Origin of the sequence: Paenibacillus sp. TC-CSREp1 (genome assembly GCF_050171015.1) — a bacterium.
Taxonomy (GTDB): domain Bacteria; phylum Bacillota; class Bacilli; order Paenibacillales; family Paenibacillaceae; genus Paenibacillus; species Paenibacillus silvae.
In genome coordinates, this window is the sequence record NZ_JBNOKM010000001.1 from 131,340 (window position 1) to 154,082 (window position 22,743).

Annotated in this window: 19 protein-coding genes; 4 read left to right on the top strand and 15 right to left on the bottom strand. The window is 48.1% G+C overall.

Annotation, left to right across the window (positions count from 1 at the left end; genetic code table 11):
• The first annotated feature begins 219 nt into the window (after positions 1 to 219).
• On the top strand, positions 220 to 624 hold the full coding sequence (locus ACQSGY_RS00635) for a hypothetical protein (protein ID WP_427050292.1): 405 nt from the start codon (positions 220 to 222) through the stop codon (positions 622 to 624).
• A gap of 48 nt (positions 625 to 672) precedes the next feature.
• Here ACQSGY_RS00635 and ACQSGY_RS00640 read toward each other — a convergent pair whose 3' ends face one another.
• Positions 673 to 915 (bottom strand): hypothetical protein, encoded by a 243-nt coding sequence (locus tag ACQSGY_RS00640; protein WP_427050293.1) that lies wholly within the window; start codon positions 913 to 915, stop codon positions 673 to 675.
• 377 nt (positions 916 to 1,292) lie between these two features.
• On the opposite strand from ACQSGY_RS00640, the gene ACQSGY_RS00645 reads away from it, so the two are divergent.
• Positions 1,293 to 1,766, top strand: a complete 474-nt coding sequence (locus tag ACQSGY_RS00645; RefSeq protein ID WP_427050294.1) for a stalk domain-containing protein — start codon at positions 1,293 to 1,295, stop codon at positions 1,764 to 1,766.
• 164 nt (positions 1,767 to 1,930) lie between these two features.
• Here the strand turns inward: ACQSGY_RS00645 and ACQSGY_RS00650 are convergent, their stop codons facing one another.
• The 7 genes from ACQSGY_RS00650 to ACQSGY_RS00680 form a co-directional block, all read right to left on the bottom strand.
• Positions 1,931 to 2,872, bottom strand: a complete 942-nt coding sequence (locus ACQSGY_RS00650) for a hypothetical protein (RefSeq protein WP_427050295.1) — start codon at positions 2,870 to 2,872, stop codon at positions 1,931 to 1,933.
• Between the two features lie 8 nt (positions 2,873 to 2,880).
• Positions 2,881 to 4,248 (bottom strand): nucleotide sugar dehydrogenase, encoded by a 1,368-nt coding sequence (locus ACQSGY_RS00655; RefSeq protein WP_427050296.1) that lies wholly within the window; start codon positions 4,246 to 4,248, stop codon positions 2,881 to 2,883.
• 264 nt (positions 4,249 to 4,512) lie between these two features.
• Entirely contained in the window at positions 4,513 to 5,316 is an 804-nt protein-coding gene (locus ACQSGY_RS00660; RefSeq protein ID WP_427050297.1) for a response regulator transcription factor, read from the bottom strand.
• Positions 5,317 to 5,636: 320 nt separating this feature from the next.
• Positions 5,637 to 7,037, bottom strand: a complete 1,401-nt coding sequence (locus ACQSGY_RS00665) for a glycosyltransferase family 2 protein (RefSeq protein WP_427050298.1) — start codon at positions 7,035 to 7,037, stop codon at positions 5,637 to 5,639.
• Between the two features lie 22 nt (positions 7,038 to 7,059).
• On the bottom strand, positions 7,060 to 8,271 hold the full coding sequence (locus ACQSGY_RS00670; RefSeq protein ID WP_427050299.1) for a HEAT repeat domain-containing protein: 1,212 nt from the start codon (positions 8,269 to 8,271) through the stop codon (positions 7,060 to 7,062).
• Between the two features lie 123 nt (positions 8,272 to 8,394).
• Positions 8,395 to 10,620 carry a hypothetical protein gene (locus tag ACQSGY_RS00675; protein WP_427050300.1) on the bottom strand — a complete coding sequence of 742 codons (2,226 nt, stop codon included), beginning with the start codon at positions 10,618 to 10,620 and terminating at the stop codon, positions 8,395 to 8,397.
• 93 nt (positions 10,621 to 10,713) lie between these two features.
• The gene (locus tag ACQSGY_RS00680) at positions 10,714 to 10,977 is read right to left on the bottom strand and encodes a hypothetical protein (protein ID WP_186323029.1); all 264 of its coding nucleotides are present in this window, start codon (positions 10,975 to 10,977) and stop codon (positions 10,714 to 10,716) included.
• Positions 10,978 to 11,500: 523 nt separating this feature from the next.
• Between ACQSGY_RS00680 and ACQSGY_RS00685 the strand changes: the two genes are divergently transcribed.
• Entirely contained in the window at positions 11,501 to 12,745 is a 1,245-nt protein-coding gene (locus ACQSGY_RS00685) for a DNA polymerase IV (RefSeq protein ID WP_216514927.1), read from the top strand.
• Entirely contained in the window at positions 12,742 to 13,095 is a 354-nt protein-coding gene (locus ACQSGY_RS00690) for a YolD-like family protein (RefSeq protein ID WP_427050301.1), read from the top strand. Before ACQSGY_RS00685 ends, ACQSGY_RS00690 begins: the two co-directional genes overlap by 4 nt.
• A 189-nt stretch (positions 13,096 to 13,284) precedes the next feature.
• On the opposite strand, the gene glsA is transcribed toward ACQSGY_RS00690, so the two are convergent.
• The 7 genes from glsA to ACQSGY_RS00725 all read right to left on the bottom strand — a co-directional run bounded on the left by glsA (position 13,285) and on the right by ACQSGY_RS00725 (position 22,734).
• Positions 13,285 to 14,226, bottom strand: coding sequence for a glutaminase A (glsA, locus tag ACQSGY_RS00695; protein ID WP_248064109.1), 942 nt, complete (start codon positions 14,224 to 14,226; stop codon positions 13,285 to 13,287).
• Positions 14,227 to 14,343: 117 nt separating this feature from the next.
• Positions 14,344 to 15,510 carry a hypothetical protein gene (locus ACQSGY_RS00700; protein WP_427050302.1) on the bottom strand — a complete coding sequence of 389 codons (1,167 nt, stop codon included), beginning with the start codon at positions 15,508 to 15,510 and terminating at the stop codon, positions 14,344 to 14,346.
• Between the two features lie 405 nt (positions 15,511 to 15,915).
• A complete protein-coding gene (locus tag ACQSGY_RS00705; RefSeq protein WP_427050303.1) occupies positions 15,916 to 16,398 on the bottom strand; it encodes a GNAT family N-acetyltransferase in 483 nt (160 codons plus the stop codon).
• 261 nt (positions 16,399 to 16,659) lie between these two features.
• Complete coding sequence (locus ACQSGY_RS00710) at positions 16,660 to 17,928, bottom strand: L-lactate MFS transporter (protein WP_260866415.1); 1,269 nt, start codon at positions 17,926 to 17,928, stop codon at positions 16,660 to 16,662.
• Between the two features lie 199 nt (positions 17,929 to 18,127).
• A complete protein-coding gene (locus ACQSGY_RS00715; protein ID WP_427050553.1) occupies positions 18,128 to 18,943 on the bottom strand; it encodes a LytR/AlgR family response regulator transcription factor in 816 nt (271 codons plus the stop codon).
• Between the two features lie 252 nt (positions 18,944 to 19,195).
• Positions 19,196 to 20,845, bottom strand: a complete 1,650-nt coding sequence (locus tag ACQSGY_RS00720) for a LytS/YhcK type 5TM receptor domain-containing protein (RefSeq protein WP_427050554.1) — start codon at positions 20,843 to 20,845, stop codon at positions 19,196 to 19,198.
• A 269-nt stretch (positions 20,846 to 21,114) separates the two neighbouring features.
• On the bottom strand, positions 21,115 to 22,734 hold the full coding sequence (locus ACQSGY_RS00725) for a sugar hydrolase (protein WP_427050304.1): 1,620 nt from the start codon (positions 22,732 to 22,734) through the stop codon (positions 21,115 to 21,117).
• Between the last annotated feature and the right edge of the window lie 9 nt (positions 22,735 to 22,743).

Genomic DNA, 22,743 nt, shown 5'->3' on the forward strand with positions numbered 1-22,743 from the left:
ACTGCCTACGGACAGATACCAGAAACAGAAATTCTAGCTTGACCGGCATGTGTAATTGTTCCATATCCGCAAATTGGCTGCGCTCCACGCTCCTGGAAGCCAAATGAATTCGTTCTGTTCGTTTCTAAAATTTTCAACCCTTCATGTATAAGTAGACAGACACCTATTTTTCAAAGCATTCATAAAGTATTTTAGAATTGCTCAGGAGGGAGTATTGTAATGAGACACTTGAAAAGTGAGAATGCCGGCATCAGAATTGCTCCAGCGCCGTTACCACACCAAATTCAATATTATAATGTTCTAAGCCAGCGTAAAGATTGGTTACAATATATTGTAGATTATTGCACAGGTCCGGCGTTGCCCAATCTTCCAGTGCAGCCAAATCTTCCACTGATTTGCACACAAACAATCCCACCTATATATGATAAGTTTTGTGATTGCTGCAAAGGTAGTTGGTCTATTGTAATTGCCAATAATGCCGCTGTAGGAAATATTGAAGTCGCTCTAATGCTAGTCACTGACATACAAAGAAGTGCAAATGTTTATGTACAAGGATATATATATCCCGATCTCACCAATATCAAAACACTACCAGCATATGTAATACATATTGGATGTGTGTAGTAGTGTGGAATGCTTGATCCCGTCGATCAAGCATTCCATTTGTTTATGTTAACAGCAATCGTGATCGTACCAATAGTCACCACAGCCTCCCCATCCAATTCCCCTTCCTAAGTACCCTCCCTTGCAACAATGTACATCAACAAGATGTACACGTTTATAACACTCTCCGTCTCTCACATCAGTTTCTTTGTTAGGGTAAACAATTTCTTCTTTTTCTTCGTCAACATAAAATGGTTTTGCTGTCTCACCTATGTTAAATGTATGAACTAAATTTTTCACATGAAGTTCCACTTCAGTCCCTTCAGCAAGTTTAATAGCATATTGCTCTCTCTACCACTTGGATCCTCTCCAGTTGTTCATGGGAATATTAGCAAAGGATCTAAATCCTTCTGACTAATAATCGAAAAAAGCATCCGCATAAAACTCAATCTTTACAGTGCTATCATTTGCTGGAACTATATTTCCGTAAACAGTGTATAGCTTCTTTTTCATTAATTGGACATTCTTCTCAAGAGCATCAGTAAGGTTCATTAATCTCATCTCCATTCATTGTTTTCAATATATCCCTCCCTTTTTATACATAAATATCCATAAAAATAAAAAAAGTCGCTGTTTATGTACTCGGTGTTACGTTACTTCTAATGAATATACCAAAGGAGTGGTTGATCATGCGTCTTTCCAGGTTTTTAGTTGTGAGCTTACTAACTCTTGCTATGGCTGGCTTCAGTTCATCCGTAAACGCTGCTTCTCCTCCCGCTTCCGACTCAACGGTGAACATCAAATCCAATGTGTTAGATGAAAAATCATTCACAGGTCTGGTCATCAAAGGGCACACCTATGTTGATCTCGACGGATTCGTGAGGTGCCTTCCGTTCCAGATCAATTCCAAAGCATTATCTTTCCAATCAGAAACCAAAACATTCAGAATTCTTAATGAAGACTTTGCAATTCCTACCCCACTGTTTCAGTTCAAGGTTGGAAGTGATACGTTTCAGCACAATGATGAGTCATTTCGGACGAATAACCCCGTTCTTTTGATTCAAAACCGCATTTATTTTCCATTAAAAGATGTCGTTTCGATCTACGACGTTAATGTCTCCTATGACTCGCAGACGAGAACGGTTCAGGTTAGCAAGGAATAGAGTTACACTTAATCTGTTTAGAGAGGTAGGACATTGCCAATATGAGAACAACGGGAACAACTCTCTCTAATTGATATAAAAATCCCTTCTGAGCCGCAAAGCGCAGGAACGAATACCTGCAGCTTTTGCCCAGAAGGGATCATAACTTCACGTTGAAGCTTCGACTATTCCGTTTGTGATTCCTCTTTCTTCTCCTCCGTCTTGCGCGCGAGCGGAATCCCGTTTTGCTTCGCATACCAGGCCTCATAATGATGCACAGCCACACCTGCAAAAGAAGAATGTGATGCGCCCAGTTTAAACACCTTCTGCATCTCTTCGTCCATATTGCTGATCGGTTTGCGGAAAAAGGTCAGATGGTCCCCCTCATGTGTATCCGCAAGTTCTGCTCCAATCCAGACCATCTTGCCCAGCTCATCCGCTTCAGCCAGCTCTTCCTTGGACAGATCATACATCTGCTGCCCGCTATCCCGATAAGCCATAATAGCTACCGCATCAAAACGGGAGATGACCCAGCGACTGAATGTTTCCTTGCCTCCAGCGGACTGACGAGCATCCAGCCAGAATGGAATAGCTGCGCTCATATGCAGGCCTGCGGCCTTTCCGGCTTCCGTCCAGACCTCCATATTGTTCTGCCACTCGGCAATGACACTGCTCTCTTCGTTCTCCCAACGTCTTAGCTGGTACGGCTCGACATCGAGCTGAATGCCCACAAAGCGTTCATTCTTCGCAGAGGATGTATTGTATGCCCGAACTCGTTCAATAAAAGCAAGTCCTTCTGCGCGCTTTTCGCGATAAGCCCAGTCGGCATGACCGTTAAGGGCGTGCACTTCGATCTCGGCATTGGTCGCAGCTGCAATAAACTTGCGATAGGCCGCATCGGGTACCTCATCCTGAACTTGCAGGAAAATGGTATCCACGCCCTGTTCCTTGGAGAACGCGATAATCTCAGGTGTCTGCTTCGTAATGATCGACGTATCCCACAGCCAGGTCGCCTTGTGCTCCTCATGCGAAAACCATTTGAACAGCCAGGACAGCAGCAGCAGGCAGAACACCACAGCCACAATAGCCCATTTAGCCTTACCTGCCCACTTGCCCTGTTTTCTCATCAGTCGCCTCAGACGAGAACCGCTTCACTTGGTGCAAACACAGGATGCTGTACCGAGTGACCGATCTTGTAAATGTGTGAATGATTGTACGTACGGAATGCATTACGTGTATCCAGAATCGGTACACCCAGCTCCGCAATATCATAATAAGGCAAGTCGCTGTGGTTGGTGATCAGCACGATGCAATCATACGTTTTGAATTGCTCCAGATTAAAAGCCTGGCTGTACACGGTTTCGCCGTGTTTATCTCTGAATGATGCTGCATGCGGGTCGTAATAGCTAACGTTTGCGCCGCTTTCCTTGAACAGCTCGTATACTTCCAGTCCTGGTGATTCACGCAGATCGGCAATGTTCGGTTTGTACGACATGCCGAGCAGCAAAATGTTCGATTTGCGAACAGACTTCGCGTATTCATTCAGGATCGTTGACGTTTTATTCAGTACATAGTACGGCATATTGTCATTGGTGGATTGCGCAAGTTCAATAAATTTGCTGTAGAAACGGAATCCTTTGGCCTTCCACGACAGATACATCGGGTCGAGCGGGATGCAGTGTCCGCCGATGCCTGGCCCTGGATAGAATGGCATAAAGCCAAACGGTTTTGTCGCAGCCGCGTCAATAACCTCCCAGATATCGATACCCATCCGGTCGCACATCATCGCCATTTCATTAACGAAGGCAATGTTGACACTGCGGAAGGTGTTTTCCAGCAATTTGGACATTTCCGCTACTTTAGGTGAAGATACCGGAACCACGGTTTCTACATATTTGCTGTATAACGCCGTGCCGAGCTTCAGGCAAGCTTCGGTGGTACCACCAATGACTTTCGGTGTATTATACGTGGTGAAACGGCCATTGGACGGGTCCACTCGCTCAGGCGAGAAGCAAAGGAAATAGTCCTTGCCAGCTTCATGTCCGATCTTGTCCAGCTCCTGCTGGATCAGCTCTTCCGTTGTACCTGGATACGTCGTGCTTTCCAGTGTAATCAGCATGCCGGGTTTCATATGAAGCTTGATTTGATCTACAACGGTCTCAATGTAAGAGGTATCGGGGTCCTGATTTTGGCTAAGCGGTGTCGGTACGCAGATGCTTAATGCGTCAATGACACGCAGCATGCTGTAGTCCGTTGTTGGCTGGAAACGGCCGCTTTGCATTACTTTTTTCAATTCGTCGGACGAAATATCGTGAATATAGGAATCTCCATTGTAGATGCTGTCGACTTTGGAAGCATCCAGGTCGATGCCGATGACGGTAAACCCTTGGTTGACCATCTCCACCGCAAGGGGAAGGCCAACATAACCGAGGCCGACAACGCCCAGTACCGCTTCTTTATTTTCGATCGCGTTCAGTAAAGTGTGAAATTGTTGATTCTCCATGATATTCCCTCCGGGCAGTTTATTTGATGTTGCTTATATAAGTTGAACTAAGAGGTTTTACACAGACACTTCGATGACAGAATAACCTTCCAATCACTGTTATCCCCAGATTTTTTTGATTCCCTTCTGTTAAAGGGAAAATCTGGTGATAAAGGCGACCGCTCCGCTTTTTCAGGTTTTTTCTGTCCTCTTCGTTAAAGTGTAAAAAAATAGTTCAGATCATATAGATGTGGTTGTAATTGTTGTGAATCTAAAATTGATCTTCTAGTGCAGGCAGCGTCTGATCCGGGCGTCCAGCTCCACAGGAGAGAACGGCTTGGTCATATAATCATCGACCCCGCTGCGGAAGCATTGGCTGATCGTTTGCTCGACCCGCTGCTCCGTCAACACAACAATTTTGGGCGGCTGCTCCATCTCCAGCTTCTGAATGTGATGGATAAACGGCAGACCATCGATGCCATACAGATTCAACTCGGTCAGCACCAGATCAGGCGTTACTTTTTCGATCAGCTCCAGAGCGGCGAGTCCATCCACCGCTTCGTAGGTTTCGTATCCCTGCATTTTCAGACGCAGCTGCAAAAATTCACGAACCGTCGGATCATTATCCACGATCAAAATCCGTTCCGGGTCATCCGCTGTATGCTCCAGCGTATAGATATGAATTTCCGATGAATCCACAAGCTTCGAAGATTCGGCCATATGCTGAATCGTTGCCTTCGAAGGGCGCTCCCCTGGCGGGAAACTGGCCAGTGTAATTTGCGGATCAGCACCAGGAACGCTCTCCTGCAGCTCATGCTTGATACGAAGTCCTTCATAGTGAACCTCGTCGAGCGAGAGACCTGGAAGCAGTACGGCAACGGTCTGCGTCTGGCTATCCTGCCACACCTCGAAGGACGCATAACCCGCGTGCTCCAGATGTGTTCTGACCTGCTGCTCCGGCTGAACCTGACCTGCACAGTGAATGAACATTAAGCCGCATGCTTCAGCACCTGTTTCCTTCAATCCCTGTTCTACACTGCGGTACACATCAACGGCAGCGTCACGCTGCAATGTCGCCGTATTTGGCATGTTCTTTTCCACCCTTCTCCTTCAATGATTTATACAAGTTCAACAAGTCGTTTACACGAATGCTAAGTTGACAGAACAATCTTCCGATTTATTTGCAGAAAGCTTTTATATAAGTTGAACTAAAGATTTTACACAGCCCACTTCGATGACAGAATAACCTTCCAATCGCTGTTATCCCCAGATTTTTTTATTCCCTTTTCCAAAGGGGAAAATCCGGTGATAAAGGCGAACGCTTCGCTTTTCCAGGTTTTTTCTGTCCTCTTCGTCGTCGTGTAAAAATGGAGTTGAACATCTATACTGTTGTTACTTTATTGCCTGCCTTAGGCAGCCTTGGTGGCGTCTTTGGATTCCTCAGACCAACTTTGGCGGGTCATCGTGCCCCAGGAATTGTTATTTTGCAAAAACTGAATGTGACCCTGCAATCTCCATAACACGCCGAGCTGGTGATAACCCACAAATTTCAGCGCAGAGTAGACGAGCATTTTGACCAGATCGGAGAGCTTGTTGTACCGTTTGAATGCAATCTCCTCCAGAATCAACGCCCCTACACTCAGCAGATATCCACTCACAAAGTTCAGCAATCCAAACAGAACGAGAATCGGCCACTGGGTCATGTCCAGAAGCACGTATCCAGCCAGAGCGATCAGTCCGGTAATACGGAAATACGGATTTAATGCTTCGAAAATGACGTTATATGGCATCGTGATTAATCCCATAACCTTGTATTTCGGGTTGAACAGCATACCACGATTTTCCAGCATGTTTTTCAGATTTCCGCGGCCCCAGCGCTTGCGCTGACTGGACAAAATCCGGTAGGAATCCGGCGCCTGTGTCCAGCACACCGCTTCAGGACAGAAGGCAACGCGGTATTTCAATTTATTTTCCAGCATATAGCGATGAAGCTTGATAATAATGTTCATGTCCTCACCCGGATAACCGTCGCGGTAACCACCCACGGCAATAACTGCATCCTTGCGGAACATACCAAATGCACCAGAGACGATGATCAGACCGTTCATATGACTCCAGCCAATCCGTCCGCCGAGAAAGGCTTTGAGATACTCGATAGACTGGAACATCGGCCAGATTTTGCGCGGCAAGGATACGTCCTGTACCGCACCATTTTCGATCTTGCAGCCGTTGGCAATACGCACATCCCCGCCGATCGCTACAGTTTCTTCCGGGTTCTCCATATACATGCGTGCCATGCGGATCAGGGCATCCTTCTCCAGCAGTGAATCGGCATCAATGGAAGAGATGAGCGGATAATGGGACAGGTTGATGCCCGCATTCAGGGAATCAGCCTTGCCGCCATTTTCCTTGTCGATCACATACAGATCCGGGAACTCCGGGTTGTGGTAAATTCCGCGAATGGACTGACAAGGGATTTTTCCCCGCAGCTGCGTATTCGGCATCGGCTTTAGACGATATTCCTCAAGCAGCATCTTCAAGGTGGAATCGCTGGAGCCATCATTGACGACAATGACCTCATACGTAGGATAATTCAGTGTCATCAGGCAGTTCACATTTTCAATAATCGTCAGTTCCTCGTTGTACGCTGGCACCAGCAGGGAAACCGAAGGTACCAGCTCCGAGCCGGATAACGTGTTGTACTTGGAGTAATGTGAACGCCGGAAGATGGTCCAGATGTTACGAAATGATAGGGCCAGTATGGAAAAATAAAGTGTATTAACAAACACCACATAATAGATGGCGACCATACCGTAGATGAGCAATAGATCTCTAAGCAGTGTAATCCCCTCCTACTGTTGCAACGCCTGCACGTTTTTTGGCTGGTCGGTTCTCACCGCGCACAGGGCCAAAGTAACGTTCATACAGCAATCTTTTTTTGTTATGTGCAATCATCTGTTCTACCGCCTTGTGGTCGGCTCCCGATTGCTGCATCGTGCTCTCGATCTGCTGCATCGCAATCTCGCGCTCTGCACCTGTTCCCTGCACGGCTGCCTGACACAAAGCCTCGAACCCGGGTTCGCCCAGCTTGCTCAGACTTTCCGCACTGTTGTAGCGCACTCTCCAGTCTGCATCACGAAGTGCCTTGCGCAGCAGCGGTATACTGCCTGAAGCATGCTTCGAGCCCAGCGCCTGCACCACTTCAGCGCGAACTTCCGGGTCCGGATCCTGAATCAGCTTCAGAATCGTCTCATCCCGAAGGGCCGGACTTGCACTGAGATACAGCTTCACCGCTTCGGCCCGTACATCCTGATGCTCTGCTCCAACGAGCCTGTCGAGTGCAGGCATTACTTCAGGCACCGCTTGTCCCCACATCGCTACAAGGCCCACTTTGACAAAGTCAGGATTGCGGTCCTCCAGCAGTTCGAGCAGAACACGGCTTGTATCGAGATTTGCTTCCAGCAGTATATCTGCGACCAGATGATGAATCGATTTTCCTTTCGTTAAAAGCAGTGCAAGCATATCCTTCAACTCGCCATGCCGAGTCGTACATCTCGCAATCGAGCGTCCAATCATAATCGCCATCGGGCCAGGCTTCTCATCTCTGAGCAGCTCCATTAACCCCGGAACCGCTTCGGGACAGCGCATCCCACCCAAACGATATGCCGCATCAATCTGACGACCGTAACGCAAGCGCCCCAGCTCTTTGAGATCATGCTCGACAAATCCGGCCTCACGGCACAATTCAATCAGTCTCTCCCGATACTCGCCTTTGAACTGGTCAATCCATTCAATGAGCTTGTTCTGAATAACCCGGCGCTCCAGCGGGGCCAGTTTTCCGGGCGGCAGCTTGAGCGGGCTGTTCTCTGTGAGTGCCGTCTGCAAATATGTGAAATAATCCCGCTGCTTCATTTCGTACAAAGCCATTTTGCGCTGTTTGCCATTGTGGGACATTTTCATGGCAAACAGAATGATCACGCCCACAATCACAAGTGCGATGCAGACCATCAGAAACCAATAGGCCAAAGCCAAACTCTGGAACATGTGAAAAAGTCCTCCTTTATGCTGCTTTATGATTTTCTGTGCTGTTGATTCAAGGAATTGTCCAATTCATCCCATCTTTGTACCTTCATTCCTCTCCATCTTCTACACATTCACTTATCTTATTTAATCGATGCGAAAACTAGGCATTTTTTCGTAGGTCTGCCTCATTTTCTCATAGCTCAGCTTGAGCCTTTCGCTGTACTTGACCTGTTCCCAAGGCTTCCAGCTGTAGACGGGCAATGCCTTCAGGTCGAGGCTTGTCTGTTCACCGCCAGGCCATGATACCTGTTTCGTGGATCGATTCGTCAGCCATGGAACGAATGTGATGCCTTCAACTGTCGTTGTAGAGAACTCACGTCCGTTTTTCAATGGTCCATACTCAATCGCCTGCAAGGAGCTTGGATCACCGAAGCCAAGCAGCATCCATGGGATTCGCATCTCCACCTGATTGCCGTTATACTGCCAGGCTGTCAACGAATCGGTGTCTGCCTGTCCGGGTGCTGTTGTTCCCCGCTTTAACATCCCGACGTTCTCTGTCATAAATGGATGCGCTGAACGTGTATCCGGTGGTGTCATTTTCAGACTGACCGCCAGGTTCCACGAATGGAACGGTTCAGCCGACTTCAATTCCTGATCCGGAATCATGTCATATCCATCCTTGCCGTACAGTCGCTGGTTGAAATCATAATCCTTCGCAATCTGCACCTGCGACTCGTTATCCTTGCCAATCGTAATGACCGTTTCCAGTCCATCGCTCAGCGTTTTGCCTGAAAGCATACCGCCAGGCTGACTGCCACCAGCAAGGGTATTGGTACCGATTCGAAGCAGCCTCTGTTCAGGGTCAAATGGCTCATCCAGCGTCAGGCCTATATACAGATAGGCTTCGTCATGGGTCATTTTCATCTCCTGAATGCCCTGCACCTTGCCTTTCCAGACCGTGACCTCTTCAGGCTGCAGCTTATTCCAGTCATCCAGCTTGCCGTCGATGGTCAGCTGCTCCTGTTTACCGGGGTCCATCGCCAGCAGGCCAAACATTTTCTCATTCGTCAGCACATTCAGCCAGTACGCCCGGCGGTCAGCCGGAATTTCGATCGGCATTGTATTCCAGGTTTTTTTGAACCACTCATCCTGCCACATGAACAGAATAGCTCCTGCGTACCCTTCGTCATAAATATCCTGTGTCAGCGAAGCATCAATGTCCCCCTGCTGCACCTCGTTATGCCCGCCCTGATTCCGTCCGCCCATGCCCAGATGGGAAATACCCAAGGAGGAAGGCACACCGTATTCCGTAACCATTACAGGCATATCGGAAAACTCGGCTTTGAGCTTGCGCAGATAGCTTTTGTACGTGTTGTACTCCCCATTGGCATCCTTGATCGTTTGCAGCGTCTTATCGATGTGGAACAGGTCCGGGTAATACGGATACACATGGTAGGCGGCAAAATAACCTCCATCCCATGCCTCAGGCTTGATATGCCGTGCATCTACACTAACCATATCTTCCTCATACAGCGGCTCTCCCGGATGATCCAGCACATCGGTTGTGACCCAGTTGGTAAAGGTCATCGGGTGCTCCCACCCATACTTTTTCTCCTGAACAGCCGTATAGTCCAGAAGCTCTGCCAACCAGTTCTCAAACGGAGAAGCTTCTGCCGTAGCTGAGAAATGCACACCCTTGTACTGCGGCACATCCGCATGCACCTTGTTTGTATTGTCCACCATAGCAGGGTCCCATTCTGTGCCTACATGCCATGCCATCAAATATTTTCCGGCATTGGTTCTGTATTTACCACTGGATTCTCCATTTTTGGCTGCAATGTCTGCATCTCCGTATACCGCAGATACTGCCTTTTCAATCTCCTGCTTGAACGTCTGCTCAATATGATCGGCATAGGCATCCCGCTTCTCGATCAATTCCTCCTCGGGTGACCATATGCCCTGTATAAAATATAATGGCTGCTCCCGGCCGCGATTATAATCGACCAGTGCGGAGTAAAAAATCGGCTGATGGACCGTATACACACGGATCACATTCGCTCCGAGGTCCTGAATCTGCTCGAACCAGCGCAGATAATCCTGCTCGGTAAGTGGAAATTCTCCCGGGTAATGTCCTGGTGAAGTTGCCCCAAGGTTGACCCCTTTGACGAACATTTCCTTCCATGTTCCATCCTTTTCGTATTGCATGAACCGGTCTCCATCGGTCTTGAATTTCATCTCCGTGCCATTCTCCGCTGTATACGTAACGAGCTTGGGCTGCATATAATGCCATCCGGCCAATATCCCGCCAGTCAGCACCATCGCACCCGTCAAAGCTGTCAGTAACCAGCGTCTTCGTCGTTGTCTGCTCATGACTTCTGATTGCTCACCTCTCTAGTATGCATCCTGCTTCCCCATTCACCGGATTTGTAACGTGTACATCAAATCTGGGCAGGAAACATACGATCATTCCGCTTCGGATGTCCGCTTTGGTAGAGATGTCAGCGGTGTAGTTCTCACTATAGCGCTAAGCCTCTGTATTGTAACTAGGCTGATGGAAGCAAACATGATATGGAACGTTCTGCCCATACCCGGCCATTCGCGCCATCCTCCAGCCCACCAAGGCAGCTGCTCCGTTTGCGGTCTTTTTACATGTGTGATCTGCCCAAAAAAGCACAGATGAATGCACTGCTGCTCCTGCGCTACTCCACTCTTTATTGTTATGTGCAACGCGGCTCTGGGCATCCTTCCCCCGTGAAACATATACCCCATTAAACGCGAGTCCATTTTTAAAGTTGCGCTGTTTTTTACAGTATTAACCATAAAGATTACAAAATTGATACTATAGTCCGATAACGCATCAGTGAAAACCCGCGCCACATCAAGGTTTTCTGAAAAGTGCTGAAAATGAAAAAAGGACATCAGTCCCTCATATAGGACTCTGTCCGTTGATCCAGCTTTTACAAAAAGCAAAATGAACTGCTGGTCATCACCCTGCGGTCACAGATCTCTCACATTATATGTAAAAAAGCACTTCTTATTTCCTATTTCCGGGCTTCAATCTGGTCATTCTGTATTTGTGTCTAATTTGCAAAATAATTCCGGTTGCCGCATTTGCAATTGTCCTTTATGCTTATAAAACAGGAACACTTGTTCCATACTGTAAATAAACTGTAAATAATGAGTACTCCGCCTATAGATCACCCGATAGGAACAACACCCAGAATTACAGCAGATAAGGAGTGGAAATAGTATGCCCCGCCAAGACAGACGTGTCATCATGCTGGCAGACTGCCAGTCGTTCTATGCCAGTGTGGAGAAGTCTGCACATCCCGAGTACAAGGATCGCCCTCTGGTTGTAGCTGGTGATCCGGCTCGGCGCTCGGGCATCATTCTGGCGGCCTGTCCTCTCGCCAAGTCCTACGGCATTACAACCGCAGAGCGGCTGGGTGAAGCCCTTGCCAAGTGCCCGGATGTTGTCGTCATTCGTCCACGTATGGCCGAGTATATCCGCGTCTCCCTTCACATTACGCGCATTTTGCAGTCGTACACCGATCTTGTGGAACCCTACAGCATTGATGAACAATTTCTCGATGTCACCGGAAGTCTGGATCTGTTCGGCAGTCCCGAAACGATTGCACGCAGCATTCAGTCCAGAGTCATGGATGAAACAGGCGTTTACATCCGAATCGGGATCAGCGATACCAAGGTGGTCAGTAAAATGGCCTGCGACCTGTATGCCAAAAAAGTTCCCGGGGGCATCTACACGCTGCCGCGCAGGGAGATGCCGTCCACAATCTGGGAAAAACCTGTACGCGACATGTTTATGGTCGGTTCACGTATGGCACAGCATCTCTACAAGATGGGAGTTCATACGATTGGTGATCTGGCAAATACACCGTTGTCTCGTCTGAAGGAGCGCTGGGGGGTAAATGGGGAAGTATTATGGCGTATAGCCCGTGGTATAGACGATTCCCCGGTGAAGCCTGGCACATACACACACCAGCAGCAGGGCATCGGACATCAGATGACACTGCCGCGGGATTATGAGACCTGGGAAGAGATCAAGGTTGTACTGCTGGAGCTGGCAGAGCTGGTCAGTCGGCGTTCCCGGGACAAATCACTCATGGGGCATGTGGTCTCGGTTGGGTGCCGGGGGCAGGATTACGACAGACCGACAGGCTTTTCCCGTCAGATGAAGGTGAATGAACCCACCAACATTACGGATGAAGTATATGATGCCGCGGCTGCCCTGTTTCTTCGCCATTGGGACGGATTACCCATTCGCCGCATCAGCGTATCTCTGACCGGGCTTGTGCCCGATTCGGAGGTGCAGTTATCCTGGTTTGACGACCGTGAACGCAAAAGAGAACTGGAACGGGCTACAGATGATATCAAACGCAAGTTCGGAGACACCGCCATTATGCGGGCATCCTCCCTCTGTTCGTCTGCACAGGCCCAGGACCGTTCTCACAAAATTGGAGGTCACTATAAATGAGTAAAAAATTGCAGCAGAACGGACTCTTTGAGTCCTCACGCATGATGCTTCCGGAGCATCGGGAAGCTTATATTCTTCATCAGGAGCAGCTTGCCCCGCGTACTCGCCCTTCTCTGGATGCCCAGGCTGCCGAAGAAATGTCCCGGCTGCTGAGCAATTCCATGGTGCTGGGTGACCAAATCACCATCAGCCTGTTCCATGAGCATGACGATATTTGTTATACGGGACGTGTACTCAAGCTGGATCGGCCTGCCCGTACGCTCAGGCTGCTGACAGCAGATGGAACCCGTGATTTACAGATGAACCTGATTACAGGTGTAATCCCCGCCGGTGAATGGCTGGATGAATGAGAGTGGATCAGTACAAGTACAGCAGCTTCAAGTTGTGCAGCACCGTATCCCTGTAATAGTGGTCTAATGAACTAAAAAGCAGCCGACAAACAGTTCCCTTGCCCTGCCTCGTTCGAAAGAAGCAGCATGCCAGAGATCTGATTTATCCACTGCTTATATGGGTAAATGTTATGTTTGCCTTTTAAATTTTTAGAAGAAACTCCAGTCAAACTCCTTGGAAAGACGCTCCAGCAGATGCACACCGGCAATGCTGTTGCCCTTGCGGTTCAATGCCGGTCCAACCAGGCCGATGCCGAATTGTCCCGGTACGAGCGTCAAAATACCGCCGGAAACACCGCTTTTGGCCGGAAGACCTACCTCAATGGCAAATTCACCAGAGGCATTGTACATGCCGCAGGTGGTCATGAACGTTTTGGCAATCTGCACATAACGGCGGGGAATAAGCTCTTCACCCGTGATAGGATCCGTTCCGTTATACGCCAGAACAAGCGCCATGCGAGCCAGATCCGCACAGGTCACTTCAATAGAACAATGACGGAAATAGACAGCCAGAACATCCTCCACTTCATCCTTGATTACACCGTTGTGTTTGAGAAAATAAGCGAGTGAGCGGTTCAGGTGACCACTTTCGGATTCCGAACGATAAACCTCTTCGTTATAACCCAGTCGTTCATTGTGGGCGAGCTTGCGAAAAAATTCGAGAATACGGCGGGACTTCTCTTCCTTGCAGTCACCACCAACGAGGGAGGATACGGTTATTGCACCCGCATTAATGAGGGGATTAAACGGAATGCCCGGTTCAACCAGCTCCAGCTTGATCATTGAATCGTAATCGTCACCCGTCGGTTCTTTTCCTACATTAAAGAAGACGGCCTCTTCCCCGTGATCCATCAAAGCCAGAATCAGCGTGAACACCTTGGAGATACTTTGCATCGTAAAAGGCACACCGCAATCGCCAGCAGACACATGATTTCCTTCAGCGTCCATAATATGAATACCGAGATCATCCTGTGACGCTTTGAACAGCTCTGGAATATAGGAAGCTACCTTCCCCTGCCCTGTATGCAAGCGGCTGGTCTCCAGCCACTCCGGCAGCAAGGCATTCAGTCGTTCCATCGTTGACTCACTCATATGTCATCTCCTCCACCTTATATCTATAGAAGCACCCTGCACGATGCCTATCCCTATTCTATCCTATTCATTACCCTGCGGCACGGAAAATCACCCGAACTAGAGACAGGAGTATGCTCATATGTTTCTTTGATTAACAAAAGTTTCAGCTCTTTCAGCCATGAGCTTTGAATCAATATTGGTTATACCGATTCTGGCGAGTTTATGTACGACCTGGCTCGCTGAATGTGCATTTTCGATAATAATGTCTACCACTTCATCCGCATCATCCACAACGCGGATATAACGCTTGAATTCCTCTTCTGTCATATTGTTCGTACCCACGAAAAGTGGATAAAGCAAATCCAGAACCGGCATGTGAAGCCCCTGATCCGGGACGTCTGGAACAGTCCAGAACTTGCTATCGAGAAACAGCATGGAAGTAATCGGAGCCTTGCTGTCAGCGTCTTTATCACGATAATAGACATGTGAAGCGTCCTGAAACACCTCCTGAATGGTGCCTCCTCTTCCTTCCGAAAAAATGATACCGCAAGAAGCCAGGGTCAGGAGAACATCTTCACGTATGCTATTGAGGAAATATTTCGCAACATGGGTAGCAAACGGCGTAAAGGGTTCGTGCCCATAATGCCAGGTCGGCAAGGCCAGACTGCGATTGAGCGGGGTGAGCTGGTCCTTGAGTTCATTCACAATTTCCCACGCGGGAAGCATCCATGCATGCAGTTCTCTTAACAGTTCTTCCTGAACGGAACGTCCATCTTTCCCGATGAGATGCTGCATGTTTTGGGGAAATGCATCGTAGGGTTCTTTGGCCAATCGATTAATTGCTGATTCAAGCGAGTCCGCAGACCGACCTGCATGAAGAGCACCAAGATGCGTTGCCTCCATACAACCTGGTCCACCTCCGCTAACGACAACAAAGCCGGACTCGGATAGTTTCTTGGCAATTCGTGCTACTTTACAATACGCTGTACTCCCTCGCTTTTCCTGATGTCCCCCCATGATGGCAACAGGGCGGCGGCCTGCCTCTAACTCCGCTGCGAGAAATGCATTCATCTCGCGCACCACCGATGTGTCATGCATAGCCTCCATCATAGCGGCATACGGGTCCGAGATGGTCGTACCCCCTTGTTGATGAAAATATATAAAACACTGGAAGTCAGGCGTGGTTAGCAGGCTCTGTGGGTTGTCCGGATCAAAGCCCTTCAGCAGCTCAAGTGGATTATAAAGTTTGTTATGAATGGGGTTAAACGGAGGATGAGAGATCTTCTCCAGTGGTGTGATCATGGCGCTCTCCTTGTACATTTGATTTTAAGAGTAATCTAGCAAAGACAATATTGCACTATTACAAAACTTAATTTAACCCCCTGAAAATTGTATTATACTGGCCCATTGCTGGATGAGTGATTGCTGGATAATTAATCACCTGCACAATAGATGGATATAGATATATAAGTTAAACTATTCATTTACACGTGAACGGAGAGGACAGAAAAAACCTGAAAAAGCGGAGCGGTCGCCTTTATCACCGGATTTTCCCCTTTGGAAAAGGGAATCCAAAAAATCTGGGGATAACAGCGATTGGAAGGTTGTTCTGTCATCGGAGTGCATGGTGTAAAATCTTTAATTAAACTTAGATAGATATAAAAAAATCGCTTTTCAGCGACTTTTTCACGGAATAAACCAGCTTTTCTATCTCCCAGAACGCAGATTTAACTCCAATATCTCACCAGGCAAACCATCGTAGTCTCCCGTCCACGTTGATTCAAAGTTCTGTCTGAGCAAAATCTGTCGGGATGCCGCATTGGAAGGATCAATCACGGCATACAGCAGCTCAATGCCTGCGGCCTGAGCCTGTATAATCAGACGGGACGCAATGGCTGTTCCGTGACCTTGGCCCCAATGCTCCGGCAGAATCATATATCCCATCTCTGCTCGCGACGGATTGTCCTCATCCTGAATTAATTTGGCGTAAGCCACACCTCCATCGTCCTGCAAGTTTACACGGTAGTGCCCGCACAACGAACGAAGATTATAATCCAGCATTGAATCAAATTGTGTTCTGGCTTCCGCTTCAGGGATCGCACGCTCGGTAATCTGTTTCATAACGTCCTCATTGGAAACAAGTGCATAATAATGTTCAAAGTCCGGTTCTGTGTATTTCACAAAATTCATGGAAATGCCTCCTTGGAATACATCATTAAATGTGATTGTGCAGTAGCTATGGATCAAGATGCAACGTCGTCACCGAAGTGCACGAAGTCCCCGATTCATCTTGAGTATAACAGAGCCGTTTCCAAAAGCAAAAAAACGGTCTCAATAGAGACCGTTTGCCTGAACTGTTTATTCATTTTGCATAGCATTCTGTGTTCAGTTGGAAAGTTGTTAAACTGAATAGCGAAGAAGCATTACATCATGCACAACATTTGCTCCGATTCAGCTCGCGCGTGATGAAGGATTCAGCTGCATCTGTTTTTTCTGAGCAGTACGTGTCCGGCGGTTTGAACCCGGAGGTGTAATCATCAGAGCCATCAGAAGAGATACGGCACAGAGTACAGCGATCACAATAAAAGTGATATGGAAGCCACCCAGCAGCGCGCTGATGAATGATCCTGCCAGAGCACCAAATCCAAAGCCTTGATAGATGATGCCATAGTTTTTACTTTGATTTTTCAAACCGAAGTAATCGGCTACAATGGCTGGAAACACCGTAATGTTACCGCCAAAGCAGAAGGCAATCGCTGCCACACATGCGAAGAAGATGCCAAAGTTCAGTGGTACGAGACTCAGTGTCATGACAGCTACAGCTGTAACCAGCAGCGCTCCTGCGATAACCTTCATACGTCCTACCTTGTCCGACAAGGCCCCCAGAATGATACGGCCCGCCGTGTTGAAAATCGCGACCATGGCCACCGCATTCGCTGCTGTAGCTACATCCAGTCCTGCGAGCTTCACGCCGATGTCTTTGACGATACCGATCAGATACAGACCACTCATACAAGCTGTGAAGAAAATACCAAAGAGCATGTATGCTTCTTTGGTACGAAGCATTTCTTTGACCGTGTATTCATGACGGACCTCTGCTGGTTTCACACCCGTACCCGCCTTTACATCTGCCGCCGGAGAGGTCTCGCGAACGACCGCCTCACGGATCAGGAATGATCCTGCAGTGATCAGCACCAGAACGATGATGCCCCAATACATAAACGCTTGTGCTGGACCAACTGCACCAATCAAGGCGGAGTTCACATATTTGAACAATAGACTACCCGTACCGAAGGCGCCAACCGAGATACCCGAGATCAGACCTTTCCGTTCAGGGAACCATTTAATTAAATTCGAAAGAGACGTAATATACGCTGTGCCGTCCGCGAATCCAACAACAAAGCCAGCCAGCAGATACAGCAGCGTTAGTGAGCTGACCTGAGAACTAAGAATCAGTCCCAGCCCGAGCACAATGCCAGCCGTACGAATCAGGCGCTGAAGCCCCCAACGCTCCTGCAGCCGACCTGCAAACAACGTAGCAAAAGCCAAAGCAAAACTCGTAATTGAAAATGTTATCGCAACCGAACTGACGTCCCATCCGAAACGATCAGCCAGCGGCTGGTTAAATAAACTCCAGGTGTAGATTGTGCCAAGCCCCATTTGTACAATGATCGTACCAAGCACAATGAGCCAGCGGTTCATTTTTATAGATGATGTCATAGTTGAATCAGATGCTGATGAAGCGGATGAAATAGCTGCTTTCATCGTAATCTCCCCTTTGCCGATGTCTGTAACCTGTTGAACATTCTGTATGCTGCTCGAGCAAACCGGAACGTTGTTCACAAGCCAATCATACATGAAAGGGGATTCATTCGACCGTTTTGAGCATGAGTTGCATCATTTACGGAATGAAATGCCGTTATATGCGCATGAGCTGCCTGAATTCTTTGACCTTGCCGCGACTGACAGGTACTTCAGCCTCCAAATCACGCAGACGCAGCAAATACGTATTGTTGAACCAGGGTACAATTTCACGAATCTGGAAAAGATTCACGAGATAGGAACGATGACAACGGAAGAAGGCATCCTGTGGCAGACGGCTGTGAAAATCAGATATGCTGACCGGCATCGTAAACTCCCCGTTTTTGGTGTACACCTTCGTCACCTTCTCCTGAGCTTCTGCATAATAGATATCCGCCGAATCCGTGACGATAATATTTTCATTGCGCAGCAGATTAATACGTTTTCCCGTCTGGTTGTCCTGTTCATATCCAGGGTCATTGTCTACAGCGTGCCCTTGCGTTCCTTGATTTCCTTGCACGTTTTGCTGCTCCCGCCCACTGACCTGAACTCCATCGCTCAGCTCCTGGTCCCGCTTGAAGGTCGCCTCCAGCTTGTGCAACATGGCTGCGATCCGTTTCTCATCGTAAGGCTTCAGAATATAGTCAAATGCCTCCAGTTCAAAAGCCTCAGCCGCATGTTCCTTGTACGCCGTGGTAAATACAATGTAGGGTTTACGTGCAAACATGCCAATATGATGAGCCAGCATCATACCGTCCAGCGAAGGAATATTAATATCGAGAAAAATAACATCGACCTCCTGCTCCTGCAGAAACTTGAGCACATCGAGGCCATCCTCCAGACACCTCACGATCTCAATGCGGCTGTGCTCCTGAATCAGATAACTAAGCTCCTCACTGGCCAGAATTTCATCCTCAACAATTAAAGCTTTCATAATACCTCTATCTAACGCTCCCATAATACCTCCATCATGCGCTCCTATAATACTTCGATCTAACTCTCTCGAAATACCTCCATCATGCGCTCTCATAGTACCTGCATCAGATGCTCTCTCATGGTAATTCATCTAGAAACTCTCTTCATTCCATCCTCTTTTACTTTCAAAAATCCCTCATCGTACATTTCATAAATCCTCCATCATGCTCTCTCATAATACCTTTCATCGTGCTCTTTCATAAAAACATCATCACGTTAAGACATCTCCTTTGGGCACATCAAATGAAATATCCGTTCCTTGCTCCAGTCTTGTAATCGTTAAGCCTTGTCCATAGATCAGCTTCACACGCCGATGCACGTTATACAGCCCAATCTGATTACCTGGCATGCGATCATGGTATACCTTTTCAATAATATCGGGACTTATGCCTGCCCCTGTATCACTCACACTGATGCGCACACGATCAGGAACATCCTGCACGCGAATCCGCACCGTTCCTGGTCCCTTCACCTTGAGAATACCATGGATAATCGCGTTCTCCACAAGGGGCTGAATAACCAGACTCGGAATATGCACTGCCACTTCATCAATCTCATAGATGACACTAAGTCTGCTGCCAAAGCGAGCTTTCTCAATCTCTACATAGTTGCGGACCTGCTCCAGTTCCTTATGAATATCAATCAACTCATCAGACAGCTCCAGATTGTAACGCATATATCCCGAGAGGTTCACAATCAACTCGCGTGCGCGGTCCGGCTTGGTACGGATAGATGAAGCAATCGCATTGAGTGCATTAAACAGAAAATGAGGATGAATCGTGGTCTGCAGTGCACGCAGCTCCGCCTTGTTCGCCGCAGCCTTAATCTCCTCTACCCGTGAAACCTCCATCTGAGTAGAGATGATCTGGGAGAGCCCGACAGCCATCGTTTGCAGAGGATACGTAATTCTGTAAGCTTTTCGATAATAAATTTTGAGCGCACCGGTCACCTCACCGCGTTCCTTCAGCGGAATAATCAGCAGCGAGTGGATATCCGGTGTTTTCTCATCCGTTACATCATTACTGATCATAATTTCCCCGCTGGATATCGTGCTTTTGGTCATCTCGCTAATAATCTCATTGCCAATATGATAGCGCTCTTCCCCGAATCCGACATAAGCCAGAACATTCCGCGTATCGGTAATGGCAACCGCATCAGCTTGAATATCTTCCTGTATAATTCTGCATACGTTACGGAGTGAGTCCTCATCAATCGAGCGGAAGTAAGGCAGTGTTTTATTCGCAATCTCCAGTGCCAGCTTGGCTTGACGACCTGCAATTAATTCCTTTTCCCCCTCCACACTCTGTACCAGAAGTACAATCAGACCGATGTTCACCTCGCCGAGAATCATGGGAAGTGCGATCTTCGATACTATATCCGCCCCGAGCGGATCAGGATACGAATACAGCAGAATCAGCAGCATCGTGAGTGCTTCAATGATCATGCCTGCACCAATACCGATGATCCAACGCTTTGATTTGGGGGTGTATTTGTGAATGTAACCGGACACCAGACCCGCAAGAACACTTGTAATAAGACATGGGACAGCGGTGATGCCGTCCATATCAATGAGGTATCGATGCACCCCTGAGACAATGCCCGTAATGATGCCAACAGGCGCACCAAACAATATTCCACCCGACAGGATCGCAATAATGCGTACATTGACCAATGAACCTTCTACATTAATGCCTGTATATGTACCAAAGATGGCAAACGCACAGAATAACAATGTAACCGCAGCATACTCCTGTCTTCTTAATTTTCCTTTTTGCAAAATCTGCCTGAACCGCGGTACCCGTGACAGAAAAAACAAAAATATAATCAGCAGCGCCGCCCGTTCAAATAGTCCCAGCAGCATTGTAAACATTTCCAACGTAACTTCCCCCGCATCTATCTGAAAATATACAGCAGTGCCTGAGCACTGCCTACTACCCGGCACCCCGGTGCATATGGCGACCACACTACTTGTATGCAACAGTTTACCGTTCTGCTGTCCGGAAAGCAAAGGATATCCTGTGAAAATGATAAAAGGCCAATCGGATGGATTCGATTGACCTGAATTTCTGTATTTTGAGACCACATCATAAAATTTTAGAATAAACATAGTGTGCATAGGTCATGTTCTGATCAGCCTTCCTCACCAGCAAAATAACGTCTAATGAAATAACTCGGCGTGCAGCTCCACGCGTGACAATAACTGTTGATCAGATTGCTGCCATACGGAGAATATGTCTTGTCTTCGGGATTATACAGCTCCCAGAACGTATCTGCTCCATCCTTGATCATACCGCCCCAATAGGTGCGAATCTGATCCAAGGCCTCCTGTTGTTGTCCACACTGGAGCAGGGCCTCAACATAGTGATGCATCATGTAAGGGGTATTCATTGGAATCGCCTCGTAATAACCCTTCAACCGTTGCAGCAATGCACGCGCCACCTCCACGTCCACCACTTCGGCCAGAATCATCCACACCTGTGATGCCCAAGACACCTGCCGCTGTTCACCACTCATGAAGAAACCCTGTTCCTCATCCCACAAAAATTGAAGCGCCGCTTCTTCGGCCCGCCGAATCTGCGTCTGAAGCTGTTCCACCTGTTCAGAAAGTCCCATTTCGCGGGCGATGCATAGAGCTTTTTTCAACCCGTAGATCAGCACCGCTTGCGCACCCGCCTGTTTGTTCAGCTGCTCATGCCAATCGAGGAAACAATACCATGTCTCATCATCCTGCACTATCCCACGCTTATCCAGCCGTTTCAGCGCAATATCAACCTGTTCTTTGGCCACAGGCCAAAGCACCTCCAACGTGTCCCGATCCTTCGTTGCTTCGTAATAGTCCCACAGCGTCGTGATAAAAAACAGGGAATAGTCGTACAAATAAATATCGTCTACATACGGTTCAGGTTTTTCATATAGACATGCGCCTACCTGCCCGCCTTCCAGCCTTGACCCGGCAAACAAATACAAGCAGCGCTTCACCAGGTCATTGCAGCCAAACGTCTCATAATTGACCAGTGCCTGTAGACGCAGATCCCCAATCCAGAGACGACGATCACGCTTTGGCCCATCCTCAAACACCGTCTGCATACAATCTCGCAGCGTATGAATTGAAACCTGATCAAGCTGCACCAGTTCCTCATCCACGCTGGCTGGCAGTGGGGTTATGGCATCCATGGAAGCAGACGTTACGGTTGTACAGAACACTTCCTTGAGCTGAAGATCATACCGAATGGACGTTTCCAATATTTCAAGCTTCAAATAACGAAAAGCATAGCGGCGGTTCAGCGTAATCGTGCCCGGAAGCACATCGACATTCACGATCTCATCCTGCAGCCAGGAACGACTGAGCCAGCCCTCATATGTGGCAAAATCCTCTCCAACCTCACATGGCATCTCGCCAAAGGTCAGCTTTAATCGTAAAGGAGCATCTGCATTACTTCGCACATTCAGCAGCGACAGTGTGACATAACCGACAAGATGCTGACCAAAATCCAGTGTAATCTCGTCTCCCTTGCGAAGCACCTGTTCGGACATGGCTTCTGCCGGGGCCAGCGGCTCTATTCGCCACCCTTGAAAGGCATCTGCATCACGTATGGAACGAATAAGCTGCTCAGGAACTACTTTTTGCTCATAAAGCTTCGGAATCCATTGCTGCGCCTGCTCCATCCAGAATGCATTGGTGATATGCGGACTCCTTATTTGCTCACTCTTCATCTGTCCACTCCTCAGCTTATCACTTACATGACTCATCTCCGTTCC

Bases quoted from the DNA above. Each gene is read 5' to 3' on its own strand.
- ACQSGY_RS00660 (WP_427050297.1), bottom strand. From the start codon at position 5,316: ATGCCAAATACGGCGACATTGCAGCGTGACGCTGCCGTTGATGTGTAC.
- ACQSGY_RS00675 (WP_427050300.1), bottom strand. From the start codon at position 10,620: ATGAGCAGACAACGACGAAGACGCTGGTTACTGACAGCTTTGACGGGT.
- ACQSGY_RS00725 (WP_427050304.1), bottom strand. From the start codon at position 22,734: ATGAGTCATGTAAGTGATAAGCTGAGGAGTGGACAGATGAAGAGTGAG.
- ACQSGY_RS00690 (WP_427050301.1), top strand. From the start codon at position 12,742: ATGAGTAAAAAATTGCAGCAGAACGGACTCTTTGAGTCCTCACGCATG.
- ACQSGY_RS00705 (WP_427050303.1), bottom strand. From the start codon at position 16,398: ATGAATTTTGTGAAATACACAGAACCGGACTTTGAACATTATTATGCA.
- ACQSGY_RS00645 (WP_427050294.1), top strand. From the start codon at position 1,293: ATGCGTCTTTCCAGGTTTTTAGTTGTGAGCTTACTAACTCTTGCTATG.
- ACQSGY_RS00685 (WP_216514927.1), top strand. From the start codon at position 11,501: ATGCCCCGCCAAGACAGACGTGTCATCATGCTGGCAGACTGCCAGTCG.
- glsA (WP_248064109.1), bottom strand. From the start codon at position 14,226: ATGAGTGAGTCAACGATGGAACGACTGAATGCCTTGCTGCCGGAGTGG.
- ACQSGY_RS00650 (WP_427050295.1), bottom strand. From the start codon at position 2,872: ATGAGAAAACAGGGCAAGTGGGCAGGTAAGGCTAAATGGGCTATTGTG.
- ACQSGY_RS00715 (WP_427050553.1), bottom strand. From the start codon at position 18,943: ATGAAAGCTTTAATTGTTGAGGATGAAATTCTGGCCAGTGAGGAGCTT.
- ACQSGY_RS00710 (WP_260866415.1), bottom strand. From the start codon at position 17,928: ATGACATCATCTATAAAAATGAACCGCTGGCTCATTGTGCTTGGTACG.
- ACQSGY_RS00655 (WP_427050296.1), bottom strand. From the start codon at position 4,248: ATGGAGAATCAACAATTTCACACTTTACTGAACGCGATCGAAAATAAA.
- ACQSGY_RS00670 (WP_427050299.1), bottom strand. From the start codon at position 8,271: ATGTTCCAGAGTTTGGCTTTGGCCTATTGGTTTCTGATGGTCTGCATC.
- ACQSGY_RS00700 (WP_427050302.1), bottom strand. From the start codon at position 15,510: ATGATCACACCACTGGAGAAGATCTCTCATCCTCCGTTTAACCCCATT.
- ACQSGY_RS00720 (WP_427050554.1), bottom strand. From the start codon at position 20,845: ATGCTGCTGGGACTATTTGAACGGGCGGCGCTGCTGATTATATTTTTG.
- ACQSGY_RS00665 (WP_427050298.1), bottom strand. From the start codon at position 7,037: ATGGTCGCCATCTATTATGTGGTGTTTGTTAATACACTTTATTTTTCC.
- ACQSGY_RS00635 (WP_427050292.1), top strand. From the start codon at position 220: ATGAGACACTTGAAAAGTGAGAATGCCGGCATCAGAATTGCTCCAGCG.